Consider the following 24,300-nt stretch of genomic DNA (forward strand, 5'->3'; position numbering starts at 1 on the left):
CTGTATAAAGAAACCAATACCCTAGAACCCGTTTTTGGAACACTCACCCAGTTTATGGGGTTAAGAAAAGTCAATTCCATAAGCATAAAGCAGGCCAATAGGTGTATGCAACTATCCGCGATTACTTATAACCTTAAAAGCACCTGAAATTTATAGAAAAACACAGTAAAAGCGGGGCAGCAAGTCTACGCTTTGTTTTTTATCGTTTTAGAACTGTTATAGGCGCCATTACAAGATCATATAGTCATCTGGAATTTAGATTGTAATCACATTCAAAAACAACAAACGCCCTTAATATGGGCGCTTATGTATCATGCTTTTTCAAAATTATGGGTTTGTACAACGGCTACCATAATGACTCTAAATTCTTTATTTCAGTCAACTTTCTAATCGCAATGACTTATATAGCTTATCTTTAACTAAATAACAAACGCATTTTAACTCCTAAAAATTGATGAAACTTTATATTAAATATATGGTAAGCTTAAGATGCAAACTTTTCGTTAAAAACGAGTTAGAAAAGCTAGGGTTACACTACATACGTATTGAACTTGGAATGATTGAAATAAAAGAAGATATTTCTGAATCTCAAAAACAGGAATTCAAATCAAATTTAGCTATTTCAGGGTTAGAATTAATAGACGATAATAGAAGTATTCTTATAGATAAAATAAAAAACGTCATTATAGAAATGATTCATTATTCTGATGAATTCCCAAAAGTTAATTATTCAGATTACATAGCACAAAAATTGAATTATGATTACATGTATTTATCTAATTTGTTTTCAGAAGTAAAAGGAATTACTATTCAGCATTTTATTATCAAACACAAAATAGAAAGAGCAAAAGAATTGATTCTTTACAATGAACTTAATCTCACTGAAATCGCCTATAAATTGAATTACAGTAGTGTTGCTCATTTATCCAACCAATTTAAAAAAGTTACAGGACACACACCTTCCTTTTATAAAAAAATCGGACAAAAAAGAAAGTTGAATCTTGAGAACCTGTAACATATGTAATCATAGATGTCAGTTGTGTAACACAATTTGAGGCATTAGTTATCATCTTTGTGATAGTAGTACAATTAAGCACTACTTTAATTAATAATTATGGAAACCAAGAATAAAGAAGGGGAGAAAAAAACAAGTGAACTATTTAAATTTAGTGGTGATTTGGATAAACAATCAAAAGCATTGCAAGTGAAATATCCAAAATTGTCTTCTGAAGATGTGAAATTTGAAAGTGGTAAAGAACTAGATTTAATCAAAAGATTAGAAAACAAGCTACAGAAGGACAGAAATGAAGTTGTAGGTATCTTAAAATCAAATTATAATAGCATTGCAAATGCAATCTAGAATTTTAAGTTAAGTCTATAGTATTAAGAACAGTTTTTTATTAAACTGTTTTTTTTTGTCAGTTTTACTTTAAATCAGTGATTTATGTAACTATAGCTATAAGGTGTATAACTTAATAGGCTATCTCATAGTTATATTTGCATAGCTATTAATCAGTTAGTGAGTTTCAGATTATTAATTTATTTGGAATTAGAAAAGCAGACTTAAAAGTCTGCTTTCTTGTTTTGATGAAATATATGAAGCATATAACTACAGTTTTCATCTGTATAAAATAAAGTATAACGCCTTATTAATTAACGTTAAAAATTATAACCATGTCTAAAGAAAAAAGCGGCAAAGCTAAAAATAGTAAAACAGCACCAACTAAGACTGCCAAAGAAAAGAAACAAGCTAAAGCAGAAAAGAAACGAATAAAAAGGGATGAGTAAATACAATTCGAGTTATGAAGAATTATGAATTTGAAAAACTTAAGGCATTCAATATTAACGATAATTTGAAATATGTTTCGAATACTATTATTGTTAAACACATTTTAAATGAAAAAACAGGCAATATAATGGCTTTAGCGTTGGACTATGGTAAAGTGTATGAGCCAAAACTAACACCTTTTTCAACTTTTGTGAATGTCATTGAAGGGAAAGCAGAAATTGTAGTAGACAATAAATCTACATATTTACAAAAGAATGAATCCATGATTATTCCTGGTCATGTATTATATACAATAGAAGCTAATGAAAGGTTTAAGATGCTTTCAATAATTTTAAAAAGTGGCTATGATGATTTAGAGCCATAACACAAAATCAAATAATTATGAGTAATTTATTTAAATCAGTCGAGATTCTAATTCTTCTCTAACTTCTTCTGCTGTTGGGTCTTTTGCAATAATAAGTCCATTTTCATCAATTAGAAATATTCCACCGCCTCCGCCATCAACATTATATTTTTGCCAAATATTATTTTGTCTGTCGAGCTCAACTAAATTTAGCCAAGGCCATTTTTCTTTTTCAAGAAAGTTGACTAATCTCTTAGTGTTTTTTCGTTCTCCTGCGACTCCTATTATTGTAAAACCTTTGTCCTTAAACTCTTCATATATAGGTATCATTGTTCTGCTTTTGGCTATACAAGGTCCGCACCAAGTTGCCCATAAATCTAATAGAACTATTTTTCCATTGATTTTCTCAGAAAGTTTTATTTTATTTCCATTTAAGTCAGGTGCCGTAAAGTCAGTATATTTTTTTCCAACTTTTATGTTCTCAATTGCTTCTGTTAAGTTTGCAGCTAATTTGTTGTATGGATGATTAGGGTTTGCTTTTGAAAGTTTCTGAAAATTATTTTTTGCCAAATTAATATCCATATTATCTTTATTATACATAAGGTCTTTAATAAAGAATGAATACGATACTATAGTAGGATTATTTTCTATATATGTTTGCTGAAACCTTTTTTGCTCATCGTAGATTGGATTTAATTTGTTTTCTATACGTTCTGCTTTAGGACTTAAATGTTGATTAACCTCTTTTAAATCATCAATTTTTTTATAAATAATAATTTTTTCATCGTGGTTTTTAGCTTTCCTTAATTCTGCATATAGTGTTTTTGCTTTGTCGCTATGATACTGATCATTTTCAAACAGTTTTTTCATACTGTCGTGTAAAGGTTGTATTCTAGAGTTGAATGTATTGTCATAACTTTCTTTATACTCTTTATATTCTGAATTTAGTTTACCGCCAATAACTAAATTTTTATCAAACTCTTCTTCCGAATATATTGTCAAATTAATTTTGTCATTCTCTAAGAATAAAGGCATATATCTTCCTCCTTGATTTTTTGCTTTTCCTAAAAATAACTCAACAGATTCTGGGAACTCTAGCTTTGCTCTATAATGAAATGTTCCATCTTTAACAGGTATTTCAATCAATGAGTCAGAATCAAAATATTGTCCAGCCTTGACTAGCAGAATTGACTCAGTATCTGTCCCTACAGTTTTTCCATTAATCTCAAGAAACGAGTCGCTTTTAGATGAACAATTAAAAAAGAGTATTGTTATTGATAGTAGTAGGAATCTTGTCATTAGTTTCATTAAGGTTTCGGTTTTAAATTTTGCACAACGGTTCGTATAACCGCCAGTTATCGGTTTGGTTTACTTTGTTTTTCGGTTTAGCACTAGCGTTAGCATTGTTGTAGTGCATTTTTTATTGTTTCGTCAGAGTGTATTTATCTCCATTTGTCTTTGTCAAAATCAACGAATTTCCATCCAGACTATAATTCCATTCACCAGTTAAAATCAGACTCCAATCAAATTCAGCTGTCCAAGGACAAGCATTTTCGAAGGTAATTACATTGCCTGAGCTTGAATACGTGCCATTACATAAAGCCGGAAATTTTACAACTTCACTTTCACCTCTCCAATTTCCATTATTAAATATTAACTCGACATTTGAATTATTTTCGCCTCGTTCAAAGATTCCAATGTATTCACCATTAATTACAGCCTGCGGACTTTCATCATCGCTGTTACAAGATAGAATTAACATGAGTCCGATTAAAATTAAATTTTTTGACTTCATACTTTATATTTATTAAGTAGATGCTTCTTTATATAAAACGTTGCATCAAATCCTACATAACGGTTAAACTTAAACTTCTCTTAAAAAAATAAACCAATCCCCATAGTAGGCTAACCAACTACCGGTTCAGTCAACACGGCGTTCATGTTTGGCCGTACCGACCACACGAACGCTTAGTTATTGGCAGTAGTTTTTTAAAACTCATTACAGTCAATTTCAAAATTCAATTCTGTCAATTCATTATCGTCAGTTTGATATGAGACAACTGGTGCGTAGTGAAAAATCGGACTATTGGAATTATAATTTTCGATATACCAGAATTTAATATTAATTTCAGAATTTGGGCGAGTTTTTCTTTCAAACGACTCAAAATTATCATAGGTAAATTCAGTACCAAAGTCAAAATTGTCATTATATTCTATTCCAGTAATTAAAGGTGGTGTGTGATTATTTAAAACAGTGAGGTTAAATTTTAATTTAATTGGAATAAAAGCATTTAAATTTAGAATATTATTTTCCCCCTGAACTAAATTCGAAGTATCATAATCTCTATAAAATTCTCCAGAATTTGAAACAAATTCATAATAATAGGTGTTGTTTTCAGTTTCATTAAAAGCTAATAGATAATTTTCATCACTTCGTAAATTATAGTCAAAATCTAATTGGTAGTTTCCATCAATATCTGAATAAGTTGTTGCAATTTCTTTTGTACAATAATTGGGGCCCATTCCTCCATCAGGACACAACCAATATTTAATTAGTTTTATTTCAAAATTATTCACATCTAAATTTCGATGATAGTCTTTAACAGTTCCAGAGATTGATGTCGGTGTTCCGGGTAATTCTTCTCTAACGTCATCTTTCTCACAAGAAAAAAATAATATTAACGATAGTGAGATAATTAATAATTTAATTCTGTTCATAACATTTTTTTCAAATTATTGCCAACGGTTTGTGTAAGGATAGTTGCGTGTGCGAGCAACTAACTTACTAAAAATGGAACGAACCAGAGGAAAATCCGCAGGATTTTCCGAGTAGGCTAGAACCAAGCAATTATTTTTACACGGTGTTGTGCGTGGTTATTTTTTGTCATTTCTAATTATTTCACCTTCTTTCATGACAAAATAAACAGTCTTTATTGCCTCAATGTCCTTAAGAGGGTTGTTTTCAACAGCAATTATATCAGCATAATAATTAGGCTCAAGGATTCCTCTTTCATTATCAATGCCTAGAAGTTCAGCTGATTTGATTGTCATGGTCTGTAAAATATATGAAGCTGGTATTTCTGCTGCTTTCCACGTTTCTAAAACTTTAAGACTCGATTGTACACGGTTTAATTCTGGCAAGTTAACAATGATATCTGTTCCAAAAGCCATTGGAGTCCCAATTTTATAAGCTCTTTTAAGTCTGTCAATAAGCATATTGTTTAAAGCTGTTGCTGTTTCAGAATCCATGCCATAAGCATACCAATTGTCATAAGAGAAGTCTGTGCCTACTAGAAAGATTCCTTTTTCTTTCATTAATTGAAGCTGTTCATTGCTCAATCCAAATCCGTGTTCAATTCCAGCTGCACCTCCTGAAATGACATTTGTCGCTGCTATACCTCCTTGTACATGAACAGTTACTTTTATATCGTATTTTTTTGCTTCGTCAACAGCTGCTTTTATATCTTCCTCATTATAAATTCCATTATCCTCACTAACTAATTTAATTACAGTAGCACCATAATAAATATTCTTTCTTACAGCTTTCTTTATTTCATCAGGAGTATCTGCATCTATATATTCAAAATTCCAAAAATGTTCGTGCTCTGGATTCACACCGCTAGATTGTCCACCATAGGGGGCAATAATTTTACCTGCATATATAATAGTAGGACCTTGAACCCAACCTTTATTAATAGCTTTAATGATGTCTGCGGTGGCGTAGTTTGCATCATTACCTATTTCTTTAATTGTTGTGAATCCATTATCTAAAAATTCTTTAGCAACAACTGTTCCCCTTATTGCACGGAGAGATGTGCTTTCGCCTACGAATTTCTTTTCCATCTGAACATTTCTATGAGGATAGTTAGATGTTATATGAACATGGCAGTCCATTAAACCAGGTAACACCCATGAGTTTGATAGGTCAATTATACTATCTGTCTTGTCATAGTTTAAGTTAGTTCCTACCTCCTTTATTTTACCATTTTGAACAATTATTATTTGATTCTCCAAAATTTTGCCGTTACGAGCATCGAAGAAATGACCTGCCTTGATTACAGTATTTTGAGCATTTATTATTATTGAAGTTATAAGAAAGACTAAGAGAAATATTGTTTTTTTTGTCATTATATTTTGGCTTTTAGAGTTTTGTTTAGTCTTGATTTTAATTACGCACAACATAAAAATAAACACACTGGTGTGTTTATTTTTATTATACATACACCCAAATATACATAAACACCTACAAAAACTTGTATTTATTTAAGAAAATACATACTCAATTGAAAATCAATTTTAGGGGTTTCCTTCGAGTCATGTTCGACATTCCTTCGGGGATTCTTCGGTAAAAACCTTATTTTACGGAGAAAACCCGAACAATTCCCGAAGGAAACCCGAACCAAACCCCTGAAAAAAGCTAATTACATATTTAAAATCCTACAAATAAATACAAAAATTAAGGTTTTACGCTCTTAAAAGCCGTGTATCATAATTGTAGCCATTCGGTTAACGGTTAACAACCCTTCTTTTTTGATTTGCTTAAAAAAGATCGTTTCAAAATATAAAGCACTCGTAATAAAGCATTTAAATCAATAGTCATCCATAACCAATTCTTAATCATACCCGCTCTCGTTTCACACTTCACGATTACGCGATTTACGCTATCAAAGGCATAGCAAAGCCGTAGTTAAAGCGTAGATAAGCCCACCTTAAAGTATGGCTGTGTTAAAAACACAAAATAGGATAAAACCGGATCAAAAACGCAATATCAACTAAAATGCACTAAAACAACAATTATGCACAAATTCAACAAAAGGGCAATGCTTTAATATGCCATGCGTTTAAATAAATCAAAACCCTGATACGCATTAGCCTACAATAATTTATTATTTCATTTATATTTGTGTCTTATTGCAGCTTATGAATCTAACCAAAATCAAAAAGCAACTCTTTGCCATCGAACAGATACCCACCCTGCTGTATCTTATAAAGTGGCTTTGTATTTGTCTGGTATTAGGCATTTTAGCCGGTAGTGTTTCTGCCTTTTTCCTTACCGCTTTAGAGTGGGCTACCAATTACCGCGAATCGCATCTATGGATTATCTGGTTATTACCCATAGGGGGCTTTATTATCGGGTTATCTTATCATCTGTACGGCAATAGTGTTGTAAAAGGCAACAATCTCCTTTTGGAGGAATTCCATAGTCCTAAAAAAATCATCCCTTTTAAAATGGCGCCTCTGGTACTCTTCGGGACCATTGTTACGCATTTATTCGGGGGTTCGGCTGGTCGTGAGGGCACGGCAGTACAAATAGGTGGCGCCATTGCCGACCAGTTTACCAAAATTTTAAAACTCTCGAAACGCGATAGAAAAATCATTTTAATTGCTGGTATTAGTGCCGGTTTTGCTTCGGTATTTGGTACACCTTTAGCTGGTGGAATTTTCGCGCTAGAGGTGCTTATTTTAGGACGTTTACGCTTAGATGCTATTATACCTAGTTTTATGGCTGCCGTTTTTGCCGATTATTTTTGTAAAATTTGGGGCGTACCCCACACCCATTATCATATTGATAGCGTCGCCGAAATGACTCCGATTAACCTGCTATGGGCTTTGCTTGCCGGTATCATTTTTGGTCTGGTAGCCATGTTATTCTCCAAATCCACACACTTTTGGGGCGACCTGTTTAAAAATTACATCAACTATCCGCCCCTGCGTCCGGTTATTGGTGGTGTGGTATTGGCTGTCGTCATTTATCTTATGGGCACTACAAAATATATAGGCTTAGGTATTCCAACCATTGTAGATGCTTTTAGTGTCGACTTAAACTCTTACGATTTCCTATTAAAAGTCCTGTTTACCTCGTTCACCTTAGGTGCCGGATTTAAAGGCGGCGAAGTTACCCCGCTATTCTTTATTGGCGCGACACTGGGTAACGCTTTAATATGGTTTATCCCCTTACCTATGGGCCTATTGGCTGGTATGGGCTTTGTAGCCGTATTTGCCGGAGCAACCAACACCCCTATTGCGTGTACGATAATGGGTATAGAGCTTTTCGGGATAGAATCTGGGGTCTTTATTGCTCTGGCCTGCAGTACGGCCTATTTATTTTCCGGACATTCCGGAGTGTACGCCTCTCAGATCATTGGAAGTCCGAAAAACAATTATTATTTACGTGAAAAAGGTCTGCATTTGTCTGATGTGGAAGACCGTCGCGACCAGAATAAACCAAAATAACATATATACATACCTATGAAATCGTTCTCCCTTCACCTTTGTTTTTTAACTATTCTTATTTCCTCCTTAAATCTTAATGCCTCAACAGTAGACGACTGGGGAGCTACCGGCCACCGTGTGGTTGGCGAAATCGCTCAGAAATATTTAAAAGGAAAAGCGAAACGTGAAGTCAACCGTTTGCTGAAACAACATTCTTTAGCGTTTGCCTCGACCTATGGCGATGAAATTAAATCGGATAAAGCTTATGATAAGTATTACACCTGGCACTTTGTAAACATGCCTTTTAATGAAACCTATGAAACTTCTGAAAAGCACCCTGATGGTGATTTAGTTACTGGTATTGAAACCTGTAAAGCGGTTTTATTAGACAAAAATGCATCTGATGAGGATAAAATCTTTCACTTAAAAATGCTGATTCACTTAATGGGCGATTTACACCAGCCTATGCATGTAGGCCTAGCCGAAGATAAAGGAGGTAACGACTTAAAAGTACAATGGTTTTATAAAGACAGCAACCTGCACCGTGTTTGGGATTCTGATATGATTGAAGACTATAAAATGGGTTATGATGAGCTGGCAAACAATGCCGATGCTTTATCTAAAGATGAAATTAAAGCCATTCAGGAAGGCTCTGTTACCGACTGGGTAAACGAAACACACAACATCACAAAGAAAGTATACGCATCTGTTGAACCTAATGAAAACTTGAGATACCGTTACTCTTACGATCATTTTAAAACCGTTCGCAGCCAGTTACAAATTGCAGGTATACGCCTAGCAAAAGTATTAAACGATATTTTTTAAACCTATCGTTTTTAAAAACAAACAGCCGTTTCCTGAGTTTGTAAAACACATAAGAAACGGCTGTTCCGTTTCATTGGTTTTAGCAACTTGTACCCAGTTATTTTTCCATAAATAGAAAAGAAAATAGCAACAAGCCACAGCTCAGGTTTTCTTACCTACAGCACTTTAAACATAAAAAGCCATCTTAGACTAACTAATAAGATGACTTTTTATTCTACAACACCAGAAACAACTTTAATCTACATTATTCTCGAATTTATTAACCAATAAAGGTGTTGCTTTATCTGCCATTTTTTGTACCACTCTGTGCATCCATATTAAACATACCGCAGACAGCACTAACATTACTATCCAACAACTTGACCAAAGGCCTGTCCCTTCTAACAGATACCCGAACAGAATAGGACAAAAGAATCCGCCCAGTCCACCAAGTACGCCAACCATACCTCCTACTACGCCTACTTCCTCAGGGAAATAATCTGGTATATGTTTATAAACTGCCGCCTTACCTATGCCCCAAACCGAGCCTATAATGATGGCAATTATTGCAAAAATCCAAACATTTGCCTGAAAGTAAATATGGGTTTTTCCTTCGGCAAGTAATTCTTTCTTATTCACCTGATCGCCTTTCTTCACACGCACCTGTTGCCAGGATTCTTTAATTGGAAACACATGAAATACCTCATTGGCATAAGCCAATTCATCAGAACGGCGGTTTACAGGGTACGTCACATGATTCACCACTATATGCGAATCACTCACTTCGGTTACCTCACCAGAAGCCTTCGCCATGATCCCCTTACCTGCGGCATAAATATCCATTCTGGGGATAATCAACATCGAACTCAACACGACAGATGTTCCCAGCACCCAGTACATCACCTTTCTGGCGCCGAACTTATCCGATAACCATCCACCAAAAGCTCTGATCACGCCTGATGGTAAACTAAAACACGAGGCTAATAATCCTGCAGTTGCCAAATCCAGAGCATACACATTGGTGTAATAAGGCACGAGCCATCCAGCGAAAGCCACAAAGCAACCAAACACTAAAAAGTAATACAAACCGAATCGCCAGACACGCACACTCTTTAGCGGTTGCAACATGCCTGACAAACTTTTTGTGCTTGATGCCGGTTTCTTATTGGTGGTTGTTAAAAAGAATATAATCGCCATCAGCACCAAACATACTGCATAAATTTTGGGCATCATTCGCCAACCCTCTAAATTGGTTTTACCATCAGTTAAATAATTTAAAAGTTTTGGCCCTATTAAGGTTGTAATAGCTGCTCCTGCATTACCTGCTCCAAAAATTCCCAAGGCTATCCCTTGTTTTTCTTTAGGATACCAGATGGAAGAAAAGGCAATCCCCACTGCAAAACTAGCGCCGGTAATACCAAACCCTAAACTGCATAAAGCAAACGACCAGAACCCGTTGGCATAAGACAACAGATACATTGGTATGGCGCAAATTAAAAGCAGACCAGCAAACACAGGCTTACCTCCCAGCTTATCGGTCAAGATTCCTGCCGGTAAACGAAAAATAGCGCCTGTTAGCACCGGAATACCTATTAGCCAACCGATTTCTACTGCACTCCAGTCGAAAACCTGGTTGTCTGCAAGAAACGTTACCAGAATACCATTCAACAGCCATGCTGCAAAACAGAATGTAAATGCCAGAGTATTAATAAACAATGTCTTATTTGCGCCTTGTGTTACTTTCATACCAATGTATTTTAAAACATAAAACAGAAATACGTATCAACTACGTAACTAACGCAAATATATAAGTATATATACTTATAAACAAATAAAAAAATTAATAATTTTACGATAAAAATGTATAAAAACTGCGAAACAGCAGTAAATATAATGGTTTTAGAAGGTTAATAAAACCTAAAAACTACGTAAAAATACGTAGTTTTAATTCTATAAATATTCAAAATAAGCGGTTTAGGTTGGTAATTCCGACAAAGTCTGTGCCTTAATACGTTTACGAGAGGCCCGTGCAAACAACGTTTGTAGCAAAATAGAAAGCACGATAAAACTTAAACCTACCCAAAAGGATAAGGTAAAATCGGCTGCTTCATTAAAAATAATAGCCGAAAGTATAATGGTATAAATAGGCTCTAAATTAAAGCTTAAGTTCACAGTAAACGAGCTGATGTGACGCAAGGCATTATTTAGTAACAAACACAGCAACACTGTACAAAACAAGGACAGGATTAATAAATACCCTAAATCTGAGGTGTTGGGCAGCTGAAACACAAAATCGGTAAACTGCGTAAACAAGAGAATAATACATCCTAATCCTATAAACCCACCCACCATTTGAAACGTGGTTACTTTAAGCGTATCATGTCTATGAATAAAGCGCTCGTTAAAAATAGTAAATACCGATATAAATATTGAAGAAATCACCCCTAGTGCAATGCCTAGTCGATACGAACTATCGAAACCAAAAATTAGAGCTATACCAATTAAACTAAGGGTACTTAATCCTAAATTCCGAATCGAGAAACGCTTTCGGTTTATTAAAGGTTCTAATATGGCCGTAAAAAAACTGGTAAGACAAAAGCACAAAATACCAAGCGACACGGTTGAGGCTTTAATACTCCCGAAAAAGAACACCCAATGTAAAGCCAGTAATACCCCATTAGCTAACATTAATCCATTGGTTTTACTCCAAAATGGCACAGAGGTTTTACGACGCTGCAAATACTTCAGCAAAATAAGTAATACTGCAGATGAAAATAATACACGGTAAAACACCAACAGCATTTCATTAAGTGTTACCAGTTTTCCAAATAAACCAGTAAAGCCTGCTAAAATAATAGCAACATGCAATTCTAAATACGACCTGTTCATTTAAAGATAAATTACCGGGCTAATTTAGCCGATTAAAACCAATAAAAAAATCCCTTCCCAAATTAATGGAAAGGGATGAGTAAAGAGCGTTCGGATTACAGAAAAGTAACCAACCAAATTTTAACCCTAACTTAAAGTTATTCCCGTATTCTTACTTGACTCTCTACTATATCTTTAATAGGTATTACCAATTTTCCCGACAATGTTTTTATGGTGATTGAGGTATTATCAATACGTTCGACCTCACCTTTGATATCGTTAAATTCTATAATCTGACCTATTTCGTATGTTTTTCTGGCATAAAAAGCTCTTAACAGATCGTTTACCACCCGTTGTGCGCCCAAACCAAAGGCTATGGCAAACGCTAGTAAAAACGCCGCTAAAATCATGGTGATATTACTGGTAATGATTTCGGTATCTACCCCAGCCTGATTTAATGCTGTAATAGAAATGAACACCAGTAACACCAAAAAGACTACCTGACTAATAAACTTAGAGCCAGACATATCCATAGAATCAAAAAAGGATTGAATTCCTTTTTTAATGAAATTCGCTAATAACAGTCCTATGGTAAAGATGATTAATGCTGAAAACAGCTGCGGAATATATCGTAAAAAGTTTCTAATCTCCTCTGAAACAATAGTTAGATTTAAAATATCGGTGATAACAATAATGATGATTAAATACATTACCCACTTCACAAACTTTGTGATAATGTTAATCACATCAAAATTAAGGCTGCTATTTCCCAGAAACTGAATTTCATTTAGTTTATCGTCTAACTTATCTGCTTTAGCAAACTTCAATCCTCTTCTAACTACAAAAACGATTAGTTTTATGCTTAACCAGCCTATAATTAAAACAGCCAGAGCCCCCAATATATTCGGCACGACCTTAGCCACCTCATTTGTCATAGTAGATAATGAATTCATCACATTATCATTCCATTCCGTTAATTTATCCATGTTTTATTTTTAGCGTTAGGTTTTATTTGGTTTAGTGTTCTTTTACATTTATTTTTTTCTTTGTTTTACGGTATGCTCTATCACTTTGGCAATATCAAAGGAGAACAAACTCGCCATTTCCATAAGTAGTTTCGCTACGGCGATGTCGTTCATCACCTTAGACTTGAGTTCTGGGGGAACTTCTTTTAGGGGCTTATTAATATATTGAAACGGATTATCCATTATCAAAGATTGTTGTATTCTGTTAAAAGCTTTTCTTTCGCGCGTTTAATTCGCATCTTAACCGCACTTTCGCCAATTCCTAACACGCTCTCAATTTCTTTAATCGTTAAAAAATCTTGATACTTTAGGAGTAAAATCATTTTCTCGTCTGGAGAAATTAAGTTCAATGCATCTTTTAGTTTATCGACCTTCATCTGGCTAAAATCTTCATCGTAATGATCATCGGTTATACTTTCAATATCGTAATGATCTACCGACTGCTTTTCTATTTTTTTAGCCGTATTCCTCGTTACATAATTCACACAATGATTATAGGTAAACGCATATAACCATGTTGAAAATTTAGAGGTTCCCTTAAAACTAGACAACTTTACAAAAAGCTTTAAAAATACATCTTGAGTTAAATCCTTTGCTTCATCTTCATCTTTTGAAAAACTTAAACATTTATTATAAACTAGCGTCGCGTATCTATCATAAAGCACTTCAAACCACAAGGTATCATTGGTTTTTACAATGGCGCGAACAAGATCCTCATCAGATAAACTGGTACTAATATTGGTGCTTTTCAAGGTACGCTTGTTGCTATTTTATTTCGTTCTTTTTTAGTAAGACACAACTTGGAAACATAAGTCACATTAATTTTTAATAAATTACAAAAAAACGCATCTTTTTAATAATCTATTCTAAGTTTTATAGGTGTTTATTGATAAAAATCAATTTCTCTTGATTTTTAAGACAAGCTTTTTAACGAAGACGTATTTATTGGAAAATAAAAAACCCTTTTACCAAAAAAGTAAAAGGGTTTAAATGTATGATATAGGGTTACAATTACATATGTAAAGCTCTATCTTCAGTTGCAGCTAAAGCCGCTTCTTTAATAGCTTCTGTAAAGGTTGGATGTGCATGAGACATACGAGATACATCTTCTGCTGATGCTCTGAATTCCATAGCAACAACTGCTTCGGCAATCATATCGGCAGCACGAGCTCCTACCATGTGTACTCCTAAAATTTCATCGGTTTCCTTATCGGCTAATACTTTAACAAATCCGTCAATATCCATACTTGCTCTGGCACGACCTAAAGCACGCATTGGGAAAGATCCTGCTTTGTAAGCTACACCTGCTTCTTTTAACTGCTCTTCAGTTTTACCAACTGCAGCAACTTCAGGCCATGTGTAAACCACACCAGGAATTAAGTTGTAATCGATATGTGGTTTTTGTCCTGCTAATGTCTCTGCTACGAATACACCTTCTTCTTCTGCTTTGTGCGCTAACATTGCTCCTTTAACAACATCACCAATCGCGTAAATATTTGAAGCGCTTGTTTGTAAGTGATCGTTCACTTCAATCTGTCCGCGCTCTGTTAATTTAACTCCGGCAGCTTCAGCGTTTAATCCGTCTGTATAAGGACGACGTCCTACAGATACTAAACAGTAATCACCTCTGAATTCTACCTCTTCTCCTTTTTTGTTATCAGCCTTAATGATAACCTCATCACCTACACGCTCAACAGATTTTACTTTGTGAGACGTGTTGATATTGAATTTTTGTTTCTTTAATACTTTGTTTAGCTCTTTTGATAAGCCACCATCCATAGTTGGGATGATACGATCCATAAACTCTACAACAGATACCTCTGCTCCTAAACGCTTATATACTTGTCCTAGCTCTAAACCAATTACACCACCACCAATTACGATTAAGTGTTTTGGAATTTCTTTTAATTTTAAAGCTTCTGTAGAGGTAATGATACGTTCTTTATCGATATTGATAAACGGTAAACTTGAAGGTTTACTTCCTGTTGCAATGATGGTGTTTTTTGCTTCGATTTCAATAGTTTCTTCTCCAGCAATGCTAATATGGGTAGCATCTTTAAAACTTCCTAAACCTTGATACACGTCGATATTGTTTTTCTTCATTAAGAAATCGATACCTCCAGTAGTTTGATCTACTACAGCTTGCTTACGTGCAATCATCTTTTCTAAATTCACCTTGACATCGCCAGGGATTTCAATACCGTGCTCTTCGAAATGTTTAACAGCATCTTCGTAATGATGAGACGAATCTAATAATGCTTTACTTGGAATACAACCTACATTTAAACAAGTTCCGCCTAATGTACTGTACTTTTCTATAAGGGCAGTTTTCATGCCTAATTGTGCGCAACGGATAGCTGCAACATATCCTCCAGGACCCGAGCCTATAACGGCTACATCGTATGAATTCATAAAATTATTTTGATAATCGTTTATTTAAAAAGTCGAGAAACAAAAGTACAAATGTTTTATTGGAAGACAATAAAAAACACCCCATTATAAAGTGATTTTATCATTTTTATAACACTATTTATTAATATTTCAAAAATCCAATACGATTAGCCCCCGATTTTAAAGAAACCTCACAATAAACTACGTACAAAATAAGTAATACTACTTAAAAACATATCAGTTTCATTCTTTTTTTGTATCTTATAGAGAATAATTCTCTAAACTAAATACTCATGGAAGCACATATTTACAAAAAGATTGAAATCGTAGGCACTTCTGAAAAATCTAGTGATGATGCCATACAAAATGCTTTAGAAAAAGCGTCAAGATCGATTCATAATCTCAGATGGTTTGAGGTTATTGAAACTCGAGGAAATATTGAAGATGGACAGGTTGCCATGTGGCAGGTTACGCTTAAAGTGGGCTTCACCATGAATCCTTAACACTAATCAAATCAGACAATTGAACTTTAAAATAATAAAATTTTGAATTCAAGTCATTTCTGGTACATTTTCAAATCTCCATAATCGCGTAAAATTATGTAGTTTTGTGCGTGATGCAGAAAAAGATTAACATACAAAATAAAAAAGCACGCTTTCTATACGAAATACTGGATAAGTATACCGCCGGTATTGTGCTTACTGGTACCGAAATTAAATCGATTAGAAGTAGCAAAGCCTCTATTGCCGAAAGCTTTTGTGAATTTAATGACCGTGGCGAACTTTTTGTTATCAATATGACGATTGAAGAATACGCCTTTGGAAACTACTACAACCACCGGCCAAAAGCTGAACGTAAACTACTCTTAAATAAACGTGAACTGAAAAAACTTCATAAAGAAGTTCAAAATACAGGACTTACCATTGTACCGCTTCGTTTATTTATTAATGAAAAAGGATTTGCTAAAATGGATATTGCTTTGGCGCGTGGTAAAAAACTACACGACAAACGCGACACTATTAAAGACCGCGACAACAAACGTGACTTAGACCGAATTAAAAAGGCTTACAAGTAAAAAAGCTAAAGCATAATATTTTTTATGACGCGTTTAACAACAAAATAAAAACCTATCAACTATATTTAGACTTGAATTTTACAACTTTACAGAATGAAAAAACTCTTATTGCTTGCTTTTTTTAGTGCTCTATCTGTTTCTTCTTTTGCTCAGGACGAAACCCCTAAAGAAGAGAACCAAGCACCCGATTACACCCAAAATGTACAAACTATAGATAATATAGTACGCACCCTATATGATGTGATTTCTGGCGATAAAGATGAAGAACGTAACTGGAATCTTTTTAAATTTCTATTCTATAAAGATGCTAAATTAATTGCTTCCGGAAAAAACCAAATGCGTGAAGCCATGGTTAATTATATGAGTCCTGGTGATTACATTAAAAATTCCGGTAAATGGATGGTTGAGAATGGGTTTCACGAAAGAGAAATTCACCGTACATCAAACACCTTTGGCAATATGTCTCAGGTATTCAGCACCTTCGAAGCCTTTAAATCTAAAGACGATGAGGAACCATTTATGAGAGGCATCAACAGTATTCAGTTGTACAACGATGGTAAACGCTGGTGGATTTTAAATATATATTGGGCCAACGAAACCAGAAGATCACCAATTCCAAGATCGTACTTACCAAAACAAAAATCTTAATATATGTTGCAATTAAACAACGCTCTAAAATGCTCTATTCTTATGAGCATTTTTTTTTCAGCATTTCCCATTAATAGTCAAAACACCAAACCTGTATTTAAAGATGGTGAAGCTCAAATTGTTGAAGCTTTTAGCGATCCCAATAAATGGATTCGACATGATTTATGGGTAGAAACCAACTTCGATACCGATGGTGATGGAAAACCCGACAGAATGCACGTTGATGTTACCAGACCTTCTCAAACCGAAACCGAAGGCCTGAAACTTCCTGTCATCTACGAATCCAGTCCGTATTATGCCGGGGTTGCTCCTGATATCGATGGTATTTTCTGGAATGTGAATCACGAACTGGGAGAAACCCCAAAAGACCATGTTCACCCAGAAGTTACACGCATTGGCAAGCGCCCCATTATTTCTAACTCTCAGGTTAGTACCTGGGTGCCTCGTGGTTACATCGTTGTCCATTCATCTTCTCCAGGAACCGGCCTATCCCAAGGTTCACCTACCGTTGGTGGCGATAACGAATCTCTTGCACCCAAAGCGGTTATAGACTGGTTAAACGGACGTGCCAAAGGGTATACCGAGCCTTACGGAAATGAAACCGTTGAAGCGTACTGGACTACCGGAAAAGTTGGCATGACGGGAACTTCTTACAACGGCACTCTGCCTTTAGCTGCCGCAACAACAGGTGTAGAAGACTTAGAGGTTATTATCCCTGTCGCTCCAAATACATCATACTACCACTATTACCGCTCTAACGGATTAGTACGTTCTCCAGGTGGTTATCTAGGCGAAGATATTGATGTACTTTATGAATTTATTCATAGTGGTGATGAATCGAAACGAACTCATAATAATCAATTTGTGAGAGACTCAATTCTAAGAAAACACCAGGATAGAATCACTGGTGATTACAATGAATTCTGGGCTAGCCGCGATTACTTAAACGATATGGCGCCTATGAAAGCCGCTTTGTTAATGTCTCACGGTTTTAACGACTGGAACGTAATGCCTGAACACAGCTACCGTATTTATAAAAAAGCGAAAGAGATGGGCTTGGAAACACAGATTTACTATCATCAAAACGGTCATGGTGGACCACCTCCGGTAGAGATGATGAACCGCTGGTTTACACATTATTTATTCGGTATTGATAATGGTGTGGAAAAAGAAACCAACAAAGCTTGGATTGTTAGAGAAAATGACAAACAATCTCAACCTACAGCTTATGCAGATTTCCCTAACCCCGAAGCTAAACCTGTAACTTTACATTTAATAAAAGGCAATCCTGCTGAAGGAAGTTTAAGTGCCCGCGTTTCAAAAAAGCAAGGAAAAGAAACTTTGGTTGATGATGTTAATTTTGATGGTGCGACCTTAGCTAAAGCTGAACATTCTAAAAATCGACTTTTGTATGTAACGCCTAAACTTTCAAAAGACATTCATATTTCAGGAGTTCCGCAAGTCACTGTAAAATTAGCAAGTAGCAAAGCTGCTGCTAACCTATCCGTTTGGTTGGTGTCATTACCTTGGGATGAAGGCAAAGTAAAAATAACCGATAATATTATTACTCGTGGTTGGGCCGACCCTCAAAATCACAAATCGATTAATGAAAGTGAACCATTAAAACCGGGTAAATTTTATGAGTTAACCTTCGATTTAATGCCGGATGATCAAATTATTAGGGCTGGACAACAAATCGGATTAATGATTTTCTCCAGTGATAAAGAATTTACATTACACCCAAAACCGGGTACCGAATTAACTATAGACTTAGACGAAACAACCTTGAGCCTACCTGTTGTTGGTGGGATTGTTGCCTTAGAAAAAGCCTCAAAATTTTAATAAATATGTCATGAAATCCTTTGTCTTGTTTATACTGTGCCTTTTATCTGTTTTTTCATGTAATAAAAATATGAAACCTAATCAAAAACAAATGCAACTTTGGAAACAGGAAGTTTTGGATACGGAACACCTATTTTCCGAAATGGCTCAAAAGGAAGGAATAAACAAGGCTTTTCTATATTTTGCTTCTGAAGAGGCTGTGCTACTTCGAAATAACAAACTAATTAAAGGTAAATCGGCACTTGCTGAATACATGACAAACTCAAACTCTAAAAATTTAAAATGGTCACCCGATTTTGTAGATGTTGCATTATCGGGTGATCTTGCTTACACTTACGGCGAGTATACCTATACGCATCAAGATTCTACAGGAAATGACATAACTACAAAAGGCATTTTCCATACGGTATGGAAACGCCAAAACGATGGTTCCTGGAAATTTGTATGGGATTAATTCTTATCCTCAAGTAAAGGCACAAAACGGAATTCACCATATTCATGCTGTTCAAATTCCTTAGGGCCTTTTCTAATAAACAAATTCATAATTTGCACATCGTCACCCACAGGAATCACTAACCTGCCTCCTACTTTCAACTGACTCAACAAAGGCTTTGGTACAAACGGAGCACCAGCAGTAACAATAATACTGTCGAAAGGTGCCTCCTGAGGTAAGCCCTTATAACCATCGCCAAAAATAAAACTCTTGGCACGGTATCCTAATGGCGGCAAAAACTTACTGGTTTTTTTAAATAATTCCTGCTGACGCTCAATAGTATAAACACGTGCGCCTAATTCAAGTAATACAGCAGTTTGATAACCACTTCCCGTTCCTATTTCAAGAATTTTATCTTCGCGCTTTACCTCCAATAATTCCGTTTGAAAAGCTACTGTATAAGGTTGTGAAATGGTTTGATCGGCAGCAATAGGAAAAGCCTTGTCTACATAAGCATGGTCTAAAAACCCTGAATCCATAAAAAGGTGCCTCGGTATCTTTCCAATGGCGTTTAAAACGGCTTCGTTTTTTATCCCTTTGTTTATTAACACATTAACCAATTGCTGGCGTAATCCCTTATGTTTAAAAGTATCTTTCAATATTCGCTGGTGTTTGTAAAGGCTAAAATTAGTTAAACATTTTAAAGCGGAAAACAATTTTTACAGAATTTCCCTGGTTACAGCTTAGTCGAAAATTTTCACTGATAATAATCATAATCATACTTTAATTATCTTATTTTTGTTGAAAACCTATTACTATTATGCTAAAAGCCGGTGTACTTGGTGCTGGTCACCTTGGAAAAATACATTTAAAACTTCTAAATCAATCAGATAAATATGAACTTGTTGGTTTTTACGATGCCAATGAAGAAAACGGTAAAAAAGTAGAAGCCGAGTTCGGATATAAATTTTTCAATTCTATAGAAGATTTAATCGATGCCGTAGATATGGTAGATATTGTAACGCCTACCCTTTCTCATTACGACTGTGCCAAACAAGCCATTGCTAAAGGCAAACACATCTTCATTGAAAAACCAATTACCAATACTGTTGAAGAAGCTGAACATATTCGTGAACTTTTGGCAGAAAACAAACTAAGAGGTCAGGTAGGTCATGTTGAGCGTTTTAATCCTGCTTTTTTAGCTGTTAAAGACGATATTCAATCACCCATGTTTATTGAATCGCACCGCTTAGCAGAATTTAACCCGAGAGGAACGGATGTGCCTGTGGTTTTAGATTTAATGATTCACGATATCGACATTATTTTAAGTGTTGTAAAATCTAAAGTAAAACATATTAGTGCCAGTGGTGTTGCGGTAATCAGTAACTCTCCTGATATAGCCAATGCCCGTATCGAGTTTGAAAACGGCTGTGTTGCCAATTTAACGGCAAGTAGAATTTCGCTTAAGAAAATGCGCAAAGCACGCTTCTTCCAAAAAGATGCTTACATCTCGGTAGATTTCCTTGAGAAAAAATGTGAAGTCGTTAAAATGAAAGATGCTCCGGAACAACCTGGTGATTTCGATATGGTATTACAAAATGCCGAAGGTGAGAAAAAACAAATCTATTTCGATAATCCGCCTGTGGCAAACAACAATTCTATTTTAGACGAATTAAATGCCTTTGCCGATGCTATTAACAACAACAGAGCACCAATTGTAACTTTACATGACGGTACCGAAGCATTGCGCGTGGCAACTCAAATTATAAATTGCTTTTAATTAAGCATCGTTTTTACAAACACAAATAGTTTGGTATTTTTAATATCAAACTATTTATGTATTTAACAGATAACAACCAGTTTAAAAATGAAACATATTGCAGTAATTGGTGCGGGCACCATGGGCAATGGTATTGCTCACACCTTCGCACAAAACGGCTTTAAAGTTAACCTTATAGATATTAGTGAAGCGTCGTTAGCAAAAGGATTAGCAACCATTTCTAAAAACTTAGACCGAATGATTGCCAAAGAAGTCATTTCTGAAGCTGATAAAACGGAGACGTTATCGAACATTACCACCTTTTTAAGTATTGCTGAAGGCGTAAAAAAAACCGATTTAGTTGTTGAAGCTGCTACTGAAAATATCGACTTAAAAATTAACATTTTTAAACAATTGGATCAAGCTTGCGCTGAAAATACGATTCTGGCAACCAACACCTCATCGATTTCCATAACTCAAATTGCAGCGGTTACCTCAAGACCTGATAAAGTAATTGGTATGCACTTTATGAACCCCGTACCTATTATGAAATTGGTTGAAGTGATTCGTGGTTACAACACTAGTGATTCCGTAACCAAAACCATCATGGAGCTTTCTGCAAACTTAGGTAAAACACCTGTAGAAGTAAATGATTATCCTGGGTTTGTAGCCAACCGTATTTTAATGCCTATGATTAACGAATCTATCGAAACACTTTATAACGGCGTTGCCGGAGTTTCTGAAATCGATACGGTTATGAAATTAGGTATGGCACACCCAATGGGGCCGCTACAACTTGCCGATTTTATTGGTTTGGATGTTTGTTTATCCATTTTAAACGTAATGTACGACGGATTTAAAAATCAAAAATACGCCCCTTGTCCATTATTAGTTAATATGGTACGTGCCGGAAAACTAGGTGTAAAATCTGGAGAAGGATTTTATGATTATTCCGAAAGCAAAAAAGCAGAAACCATTTCAGCTCAATTCTCAAAGTAATTTATTGTATTTAAAATCATGTCAATAGCACAGAATCTCAATCATATAAAGTCCAGTTTACCAGAACATGTCACTCTTGTTGCAGTATCGAAAACCAAACCTGTAACAGATTTAATGGAAGCTTATCATTCCGGACAACGCATTTTTGGCGAAAATAAAATTCAGGAAATGGTCGAAAAACATGAGGTTATGCCGAAAGATATTGAATGGCATATGATTGGTCATGTACAGCGGAATAAAGTGAAATACATGGCATCTTTTGTGAGTTTAATTCACGGTGTCGATAATTTTAAATTACTAACCGAAATAAACAGACAAGCGGCCAGATACAGACGCACCATTCATTGCCTGCTTCAAATAAAAATTGCTGAAGAAGACAGTAAATTTGGGATGACGGCCGCTGAAGCTTCAGAAATATTACAATCACAAGACTTTTCAGAATTACAAAATATCAAGATTGTTGGCTTAATGGGTATGGCTACTTTTACCGAAGATGAAACCCAGGTAAAGCAGGAATTCACCAGATTGAAACAAACTTTCGATACATTAAAAACCATTGAAGCCCCAAATTGCAAACTTGAAACCATTAGTATGGGAATGAGTGGCGATTATAAATTAGCAATTGCCTGCGGAAGTACTATGGTTCGCGTTGGAAGTAGTATATTTGGAGAACGAAACTACAACTAAGACATTATAAGCCTAAACTTAACAACATTTTTTGTACGCAATACTAGACATAGAAACTACGGGAGGTAAGTATAACGAAGAAGGCATTACAGAAATTGCAATCTATAAATACGATGGGCACGACATTGTCGACCAATTTATCAGCCTTGTAAATCCTGAACGTGAAATTCAACCCTTTGTGGTTAACCTAACAGGTATCAACAATAACATGCTTCGAAACGCTCCTAAGTTCTATGAAATTGCCAAGCGTATTGTAGAAATTACCGAAGATTGCATTCTTGTTGCACATAATGCGCAATTCGATTACCGCATTTTGTGTACCGAATTCAGAAGGTTGGGTTATGACTATGTTCGCCCCTCGTTATGTTCTGTTGAATTAGCTAAAGATTTAATTCCTGGTCAGCCCTCTTATAGTTTGGGAAAACTGGTCCGCTCATTAGGAATTCCGGTTACCGACAGACATCGTGCTTCTGGTGACGCTTTAGCGACCTTAAAACTGTTTAAGCTTCTGTTAGATAAAGACAGCTCGAAGACTATTATCCAGCAATCTATAAAACTCAGTCCGAAGCACCAATTGGAGCCAAGACATATAGATATTTTAGCCAGCTTACCTTCGGAAACTGGTGTGTATTATATTCATAATTCAGAGGGAGACATTATTTATGTTGGAAAAAGTAACAACATCAAAAAACGCATTAATCAACATTTTACCAACACCAACCGAAAGTCTAAACAAATTCAGAATTTAGTAGATTCGGTAACTTATGAAACGACCGGAAGTGAATTAGTGGCACTTTTAAAGGAAAGTGAAGCTATTAAAAACATCAAACCAAAGTTCAATCGTGCCCTTCGCAGAACGCGATTTACCCATGCCCTTTATAGTTTTACAGACAATAATGGTTATATCAACCTTAAAATTGATGTTGCCGACGGTCGTAAAAAACCAATCACAACGTTTAGTAACAGAGATAGCGGTAAAAGCTTTATAAATCAAGCCGTCGAAGCATACAATCTTTGCCAGAAATTAGCTGGCATCTATAAAACCAAAAGCAGTTGCTTTAACTACGATATTAAAAGCTGTTATGGCGCCTGTGTAGGTGAAGAATCTCCTGAAAGCTATAACCAGCGTGTTTCTAAATTAATATCCAAAAACAGTTACGCCAACCAGAATATGGTTATTATCGACCGAGGTCGTGATGTCGACGAACGCAGTGCTATATTAATTGAAAACGGCGTATTTAAAGGCATAAGCTTTTTCAACTTAAATTATCAAATCAACAATATTGAGATTCTGCAATCTATTATTACTCCTATGCAAAATAATAGAGATACTCAGCATATCATTCAGAGTTACTTAAGAAAGAATAAGAAATTAAAGGTTGTAAATTTTGATTAGAAACATTAAAGGTTTCTTTTCATATCTT

At 35.3% G+C, this 24,300-nt stretch carries 24 protein-coding genes and 1 pseudogene; 15 read left to right on the plus strand and 10 right to left on the minus strand.

All coding sequences use genetic code 11. The features are described from left to right. Positions 1–6 precede the first annotated feature (6 nt). The 4 genes and pseudogenes from ICJ84_RS17195 to ICJ84_RS10475 all read left to right on the plus strand — a co-directional run. Positions 7–266: pseudogene (locus tag ICJ84_RS17195) on the plus strand (hypothetical protein); the annotation flags it as partial. A gap of 188 nt (positions 267–454) precedes the next feature. After that, positions 455–1,015 (plus strand): helix-turn-helix domain-containing protein, encoded by a 561-nt coding sequence (locus tag ICJ84_RS10465; protein WP_188216343.1) that lies wholly within the window; start codon positions 455–457, stop codon positions 1,013–1,015. A gap of 99 nt (positions 1,016–1,114) precedes the next feature. Further along, positions 1,115–1,360: a hypothetical protein gene (locus ICJ84_RS10470; RefSeq protein ID WP_188216344.1), complete on the plus strand. Its 246-nt coding sequence runs from the start codon at positions 1,115–1,117 to the stop codon at positions 1,358–1,360. A 442-nt stretch (positions 1,361–1,802) separates the two neighbouring features. Beyond that, the gene (locus tag ICJ84_RS10475) at positions 1,803–2,153 is read left to right on the plus strand and encodes a cupin domain-containing protein (protein ID WP_188216345.1); all 351 of its coding nucleotides are present in this window, start codon (positions 1,803–1,805) and stop codon (positions 2,151–2,153) included. 30 nt (positions 2,154–2,183) lie between these two features. Here the strand turns inward: ICJ84_RS10475 and ICJ84_RS10480 are convergent, their stop codons facing one another. From ICJ84_RS10480 to ICJ84_RS10495, 4 genes are all read right to left on the minus strand, one after another. Next, on the minus strand, positions 2,184–3,440 hold the full coding sequence (locus ICJ84_RS10480; protein WP_188216346.1) for a TlpA disulfide reductase family protein: 1,257 nt from the start codon (positions 3,438–3,440) through the stop codon (positions 2,184–2,186). Positions 3,441–3,552: 112 nt separating this feature from the next. After that, positions 3,553–3,894, minus strand: coding sequence for an META domain-containing protein (locus tag ICJ84_RS10485; protein ID WP_241748736.1), 342 nt, complete (start codon positions 3,892–3,894; stop codon positions 3,553–3,555). 227 nt (positions 3,895–4,121) lie between these two features. Continuing rightward, complete coding sequence (locus tag ICJ84_RS10490; protein WP_188216348.1) at positions 4,122–4,850, minus strand: hypothetical protein; 729 nt, start codon at positions 4,848–4,850, stop codon at positions 4,122–4,124. Between the two features lie 156 nt (positions 4,851–5,006). Beyond that, entirely contained in the window at positions 5,007–6,260 is a 1,254-nt protein-coding gene (locus tag ICJ84_RS10495) for an amidohydrolase family protein (protein ID WP_188216349.1), read from the minus strand. 792 nt (positions 6,261–7,052) lie between these two features. On the opposite strand from ICJ84_RS10495, the gene ICJ84_RS10500 reads away from it, so the two are divergent. After that, positions 7,053–8,366: a voltage-gated chloride channel family protein gene (locus ICJ84_RS10500; RefSeq protein WP_188216350.1), complete on the plus strand. Its 1,314-nt coding sequence runs from the start codon at positions 7,053–7,055 to the stop codon at positions 8,364–8,366. 15 nt (positions 8,367–8,381) lie between these two features. Next, the gene (locus ICJ84_RS10505; RefSeq protein WP_188216351.1) at positions 8,382–9,170 is read left to right on the plus strand and encodes a S1/P1 nuclease; all 789 of its coding nucleotides are present in this window, start codon (positions 8,382–8,384) and stop codon (positions 9,168–9,170) included. Between the two features lie 234 nt (positions 9,171–9,404). Here ICJ84_RS10505 and ICJ84_RS10510 read toward each other — a convergent pair whose 3' ends face one another. The 5 genes from ICJ84_RS10510 to lpdA all read right to left on the minus strand — a co-directional run bounded on the left by ICJ84_RS10510 (position 9,405) and on the right by lpdA (position 15,454). After that, positions 9,405–10,895 (minus strand): MFS transporter, encoded by a 1,491-nt coding sequence (locus tag ICJ84_RS10510; protein WP_188216352.1) that lies wholly within the window; start codon positions 10,893–10,895, stop codon positions 9,405–9,407. 228 nt (positions 10,896–11,123) lie between these two features. After that, entirely contained in the window at positions 11,124–12,038 is a 915-nt protein-coding gene (locus ICJ84_RS10515; RefSeq protein WP_188216353.1) for a DMT family transporter, read from the minus strand. A gap of 137 nt (positions 12,039–12,175) precedes the next feature. Further along, a complete protein-coding gene (locus ICJ84_RS10520) occupies positions 12,176–13,003 on the minus strand; it encodes a mechanosensitive ion channel family protein (RefSeq protein WP_188216354.1) in 828 nt (275 codons plus the stop codon). 224 nt (positions 13,004–13,227) lie between these two features. Then, on the minus strand, positions 13,228–13,794 hold the full coding sequence (locus ICJ84_RS10525; RefSeq protein ID WP_188216355.1) for an RNA polymerase sigma factor: 567 nt from the start codon (positions 13,792–13,794) through the stop codon (positions 13,228–13,230). A gap of 259 nt (positions 13,795–14,053) precedes the next feature. Then, positions 14,054–15,454 carry a dihydrolipoyl dehydrogenase gene (gene lpdA / locus ICJ84_RS10530; RefSeq protein ID WP_188216356.1) on the minus strand — a complete coding sequence of 467 codons (1,401 nt, stop codon included), beginning with the start codon at positions 15,452–15,454 and terminating at the stop codon, positions 14,054–14,056. Between the two features lie 272 nt (positions 15,455–15,726). On the opposite strand from lpdA, the gene ICJ84_RS10535 reads away from it, so the two are divergent. The 5 genes from ICJ84_RS10535 (at position 15,727) to ICJ84_RS10555 (ending at position 19,452) form a co-directional block, all read left to right on the plus strand. Further along, positions 15,727–15,936 carry a dodecin gene (locus tag ICJ84_RS10535; protein ID WP_188216357.1) on the plus strand — a complete coding sequence of 70 codons (210 nt, stop codon included), beginning with the start codon at positions 15,727–15,729 and terminating at the stop codon, positions 15,934–15,936. A gap of 113 nt (positions 15,937–16,049) precedes the next feature. Beyond that, positions 16,050–16,508: an SsrA-binding protein SmpB gene (gene smpB, locus ICJ84_RS10540; RefSeq protein WP_188216358.1), complete on the plus strand. Its 459-nt coding sequence runs from the start codon at positions 16,050–16,052 to the stop codon at positions 16,506–16,508. A 93-nt stretch (positions 16,509–16,601) separates the two neighbouring features. Next, on the plus strand, positions 16,602–17,156 hold the full coding sequence (locus ICJ84_RS10545; protein WP_188216359.1) for a hypothetical protein: 555 nt from the start codon (positions 16,602–16,604) through the stop codon (positions 17,154–17,156). Between the two features lie 42 nt (positions 17,157–17,198). After that, on the plus strand, positions 17,199–18,998 hold the full coding sequence (locus tag ICJ84_RS10550; RefSeq protein WP_241748737.1) for a Xaa-Pro dipeptidyl-peptidase: 1,800 nt from the start codon (positions 17,199–17,201) through the stop codon (positions 18,996–18,998). Between the two features lie 70 nt (positions 18,999–19,068). Further along, positions 19,069–19,452 carry a YybH family protein gene (locus ICJ84_RS10555; RefSeq protein WP_188216361.1) on the plus strand — a complete coding sequence of 128 codons (384 nt, stop codon included), beginning with the start codon at positions 19,069–19,071 and terminating at the stop codon, positions 19,450–19,452. Here the strand turns inward: ICJ84_RS10555 and ICJ84_RS10560 are convergent. Then, positions 19,449–20,090 carry a protein-L-isoaspartate(D-aspartate) O-methyltransferase gene (locus tag ICJ84_RS10560; protein ID WP_188216362.1) on the minus strand — a complete coding sequence of 214 codons (642 nt, stop codon included), beginning with the start codon at positions 20,088–20,090 and terminating at the stop codon, positions 19,449–19,451. The genes ICJ84_RS10555 and ICJ84_RS10560 overlap by 4 nt on opposite strands. 161 nt (positions 20,091–20,251) lie before the next feature. Here ICJ84_RS10560 and ICJ84_RS10565 point away from each other — a divergent pair, with 161 nt between their 5' ends. The 4 genes from ICJ84_RS10565 (at position 20,252) to ICJ84_RS10580 (ending at position 24,272) form a co-directional block, all read left to right on the plus strand. Then, positions 20,252–21,211, plus strand: coding sequence for a Gfo/Idh/MocA family protein (locus ICJ84_RS10565; RefSeq protein WP_188216363.1), 960 nt, complete (start codon positions 20,252–20,254; stop codon positions 21,209–21,211). A gap of 87 nt (positions 21,212–21,298) precedes the next feature. Beyond that, entirely contained in the window at positions 21,299–22,189 is an 891-nt protein-coding gene (locus ICJ84_RS10570; protein WP_188216364.1) for a 3-hydroxybutyryl-CoA dehydrogenase, read from the plus strand. A gap of 18 nt (positions 22,190–22,207) precedes the next feature. Further along, a complete protein-coding gene (locus ICJ84_RS10575; RefSeq protein ID WP_188216365.1) occupies positions 22,208–22,876 on the plus strand; it encodes a YggS family pyridoxal phosphate-dependent enzyme in 669 nt (222 codons plus the stop codon). Between the two features lie 31 nt (positions 22,877–22,907). Then, a complete protein-coding gene (locus ICJ84_RS10580) occupies positions 22,908–24,272 on the plus strand; it encodes an exonuclease domain-containing protein (RefSeq protein WP_188216366.1) in 1,365 nt (454 codons plus the stop codon). Positions 24,273–24,300 lie beyond the last annotated feature (28 nt).

The sequence above is a fragment of the Aestuariibaculum suncheonense genome (genome assembly GCF_014596935.1).
Taxonomy (GTDB): domain Bacteria; phylum Bacteroidota; class Bacteroidia; order Flavobacteriales; family Flavobacteriaceae; genus Aestuariibaculum; species Aestuariibaculum suncheonense.

Excerpts from the sequence above, each read along its gene's own strand:
- ICJ84_RS10480 (WP_188216346.1), bottom strand. The coding sequence starts at position 3,440 with ATGAAACTAATGACAAGATTCCTACTACTATCAATAACAATACTCTTT.
- ICJ84_RS10485 (WP_241748736.1), bottom strand. The coding sequence starts at position 3,894 with ATGTTAATTCTATCTTGTAACAGCGATGATGAAAGTCCGCAGGCTGTA.
- ICJ84_RS10520 (WP_188216354.1), bottom strand. The coding sequence starts at position 13,003 with ATGGATAAATTAACGGAATGGAATGATAATGTGATGAATTCATTATCT.
- ICJ84_RS10505 (WP_188216351.1), top strand. The coding sequence starts at position 8,382 with ATGAAATCGTTCTCCCTTCACCTTTGTTTTTTAACTATTCTTATTTCC.
- ICJ84_RS10495 (WP_188216349.1), bottom strand. The coding sequence starts at position 6,260 with ATGACAAAAAAAACAATATTTCTCTTAGTCTTTCTTATAACTTCAATA.
- ICJ84_RS10550 (WP_241748737.1), top strand. The coding sequence starts at position 17,199 with ATGAGCATTTTTTTTTCAGCATTTCCCATTAATAGTCAAAACACCAAA.
- smpB (WP_188216358.1), top strand. The coding sequence starts at position 16,050 with ATGCAGAAAAAGATTAACATACAAAATAAAAAAGCACGCTTTCTATAC.
- ICJ84_RS10465 (WP_188216343.1), top strand. The coding sequence starts at position 455 with ATGAAACTTTATATTAAATATATGGTAAGCTTAAGATGCAAACTTTTC.
- ICJ84_RS10555 (WP_188216361.1), top strand. The coding sequence starts at position 19,069 with ATGAAACCTAATCAAAAACAAATGCAACTTTGGAAACAGGAAGTTTTG.
- ICJ84_RS10535 (WP_188216357.1), top strand. The coding sequence starts at position 15,727 with ATGGAAGCACATATTTACAAAAAGATTGAAATCGTAGGCACTTCTGAA.
- ICJ84_RS10575 (WP_188216365.1), top strand. The coding sequence starts at position 22,208 with ATGTCAATAGCACAGAATCTCAATCATATAAAGTCCAGTTTACCAGAA.
- ICJ84_RS10490 (WP_188216348.1), bottom strand. The coding sequence starts at position 4,850 with ATGAACAGAATTAAATTATTAATTATCTCACTATCGTTAATATTATTT.
- ICJ84_RS10570 (WP_188216364.1), top strand. The coding sequence starts at position 21,299 with ATGAAACATATTGCAGTAATTGGTGCGGGCACCATGGGCAATGGTATT.
- ICJ84_RS10545 (WP_188216359.1), top strand. The coding sequence starts at position 16,602 with ATGAAAAAACTCTTATTGCTTGCTTTTTTTAGTGCTCTATCTGTTTCT.
- ICJ84_RS10565 (WP_188216363.1), top strand. The coding sequence starts at position 20,252 with ATGCTAAAAGCCGGTGTACTTGGTGCTGGTCACCTTGGAAAAATACAT.
- ICJ84_RS10500 (WP_188216350.1), top strand. The coding sequence starts at position 7,053 with ATGAATCTAACCAAAATCAAAAAGCAACTCTTTGCCATCGAACAGATA.
- ICJ84_RS10475 (WP_188216345.1), top strand. The coding sequence starts at position 1,803 with ATGAAGAATTATGAATTTGAAAAACTTAAGGCATTCAATATTAACGAT.
- lpdA (WP_188216356.1), bottom strand. The coding sequence starts at position 15,454 with ATGAATTCATACGATGTAGCCGTTATAGGCTCGGGTCCTGGAGGATAT.
- ICJ84_RS10510 (WP_188216352.1), bottom strand. The coding sequence starts at position 10,895 with ATGAAAGTAACACAAGGCGCAAATAAGACATTGTTTATTAATACTCTG.
- ICJ84_RS10470 (WP_188216344.1), top strand. The coding sequence starts at position 1,115 with ATGGAAACCAAGAATAAAGAAGGGGAGAAAAAAACAAGTGAACTATTT.
- ICJ84_RS10515 (WP_188216353.1), bottom strand. The coding sequence starts at position 12,038 with ATGAACAGGTCGTATTTAGAATTGCATGTTGCTATTATTTTAGCAGGC.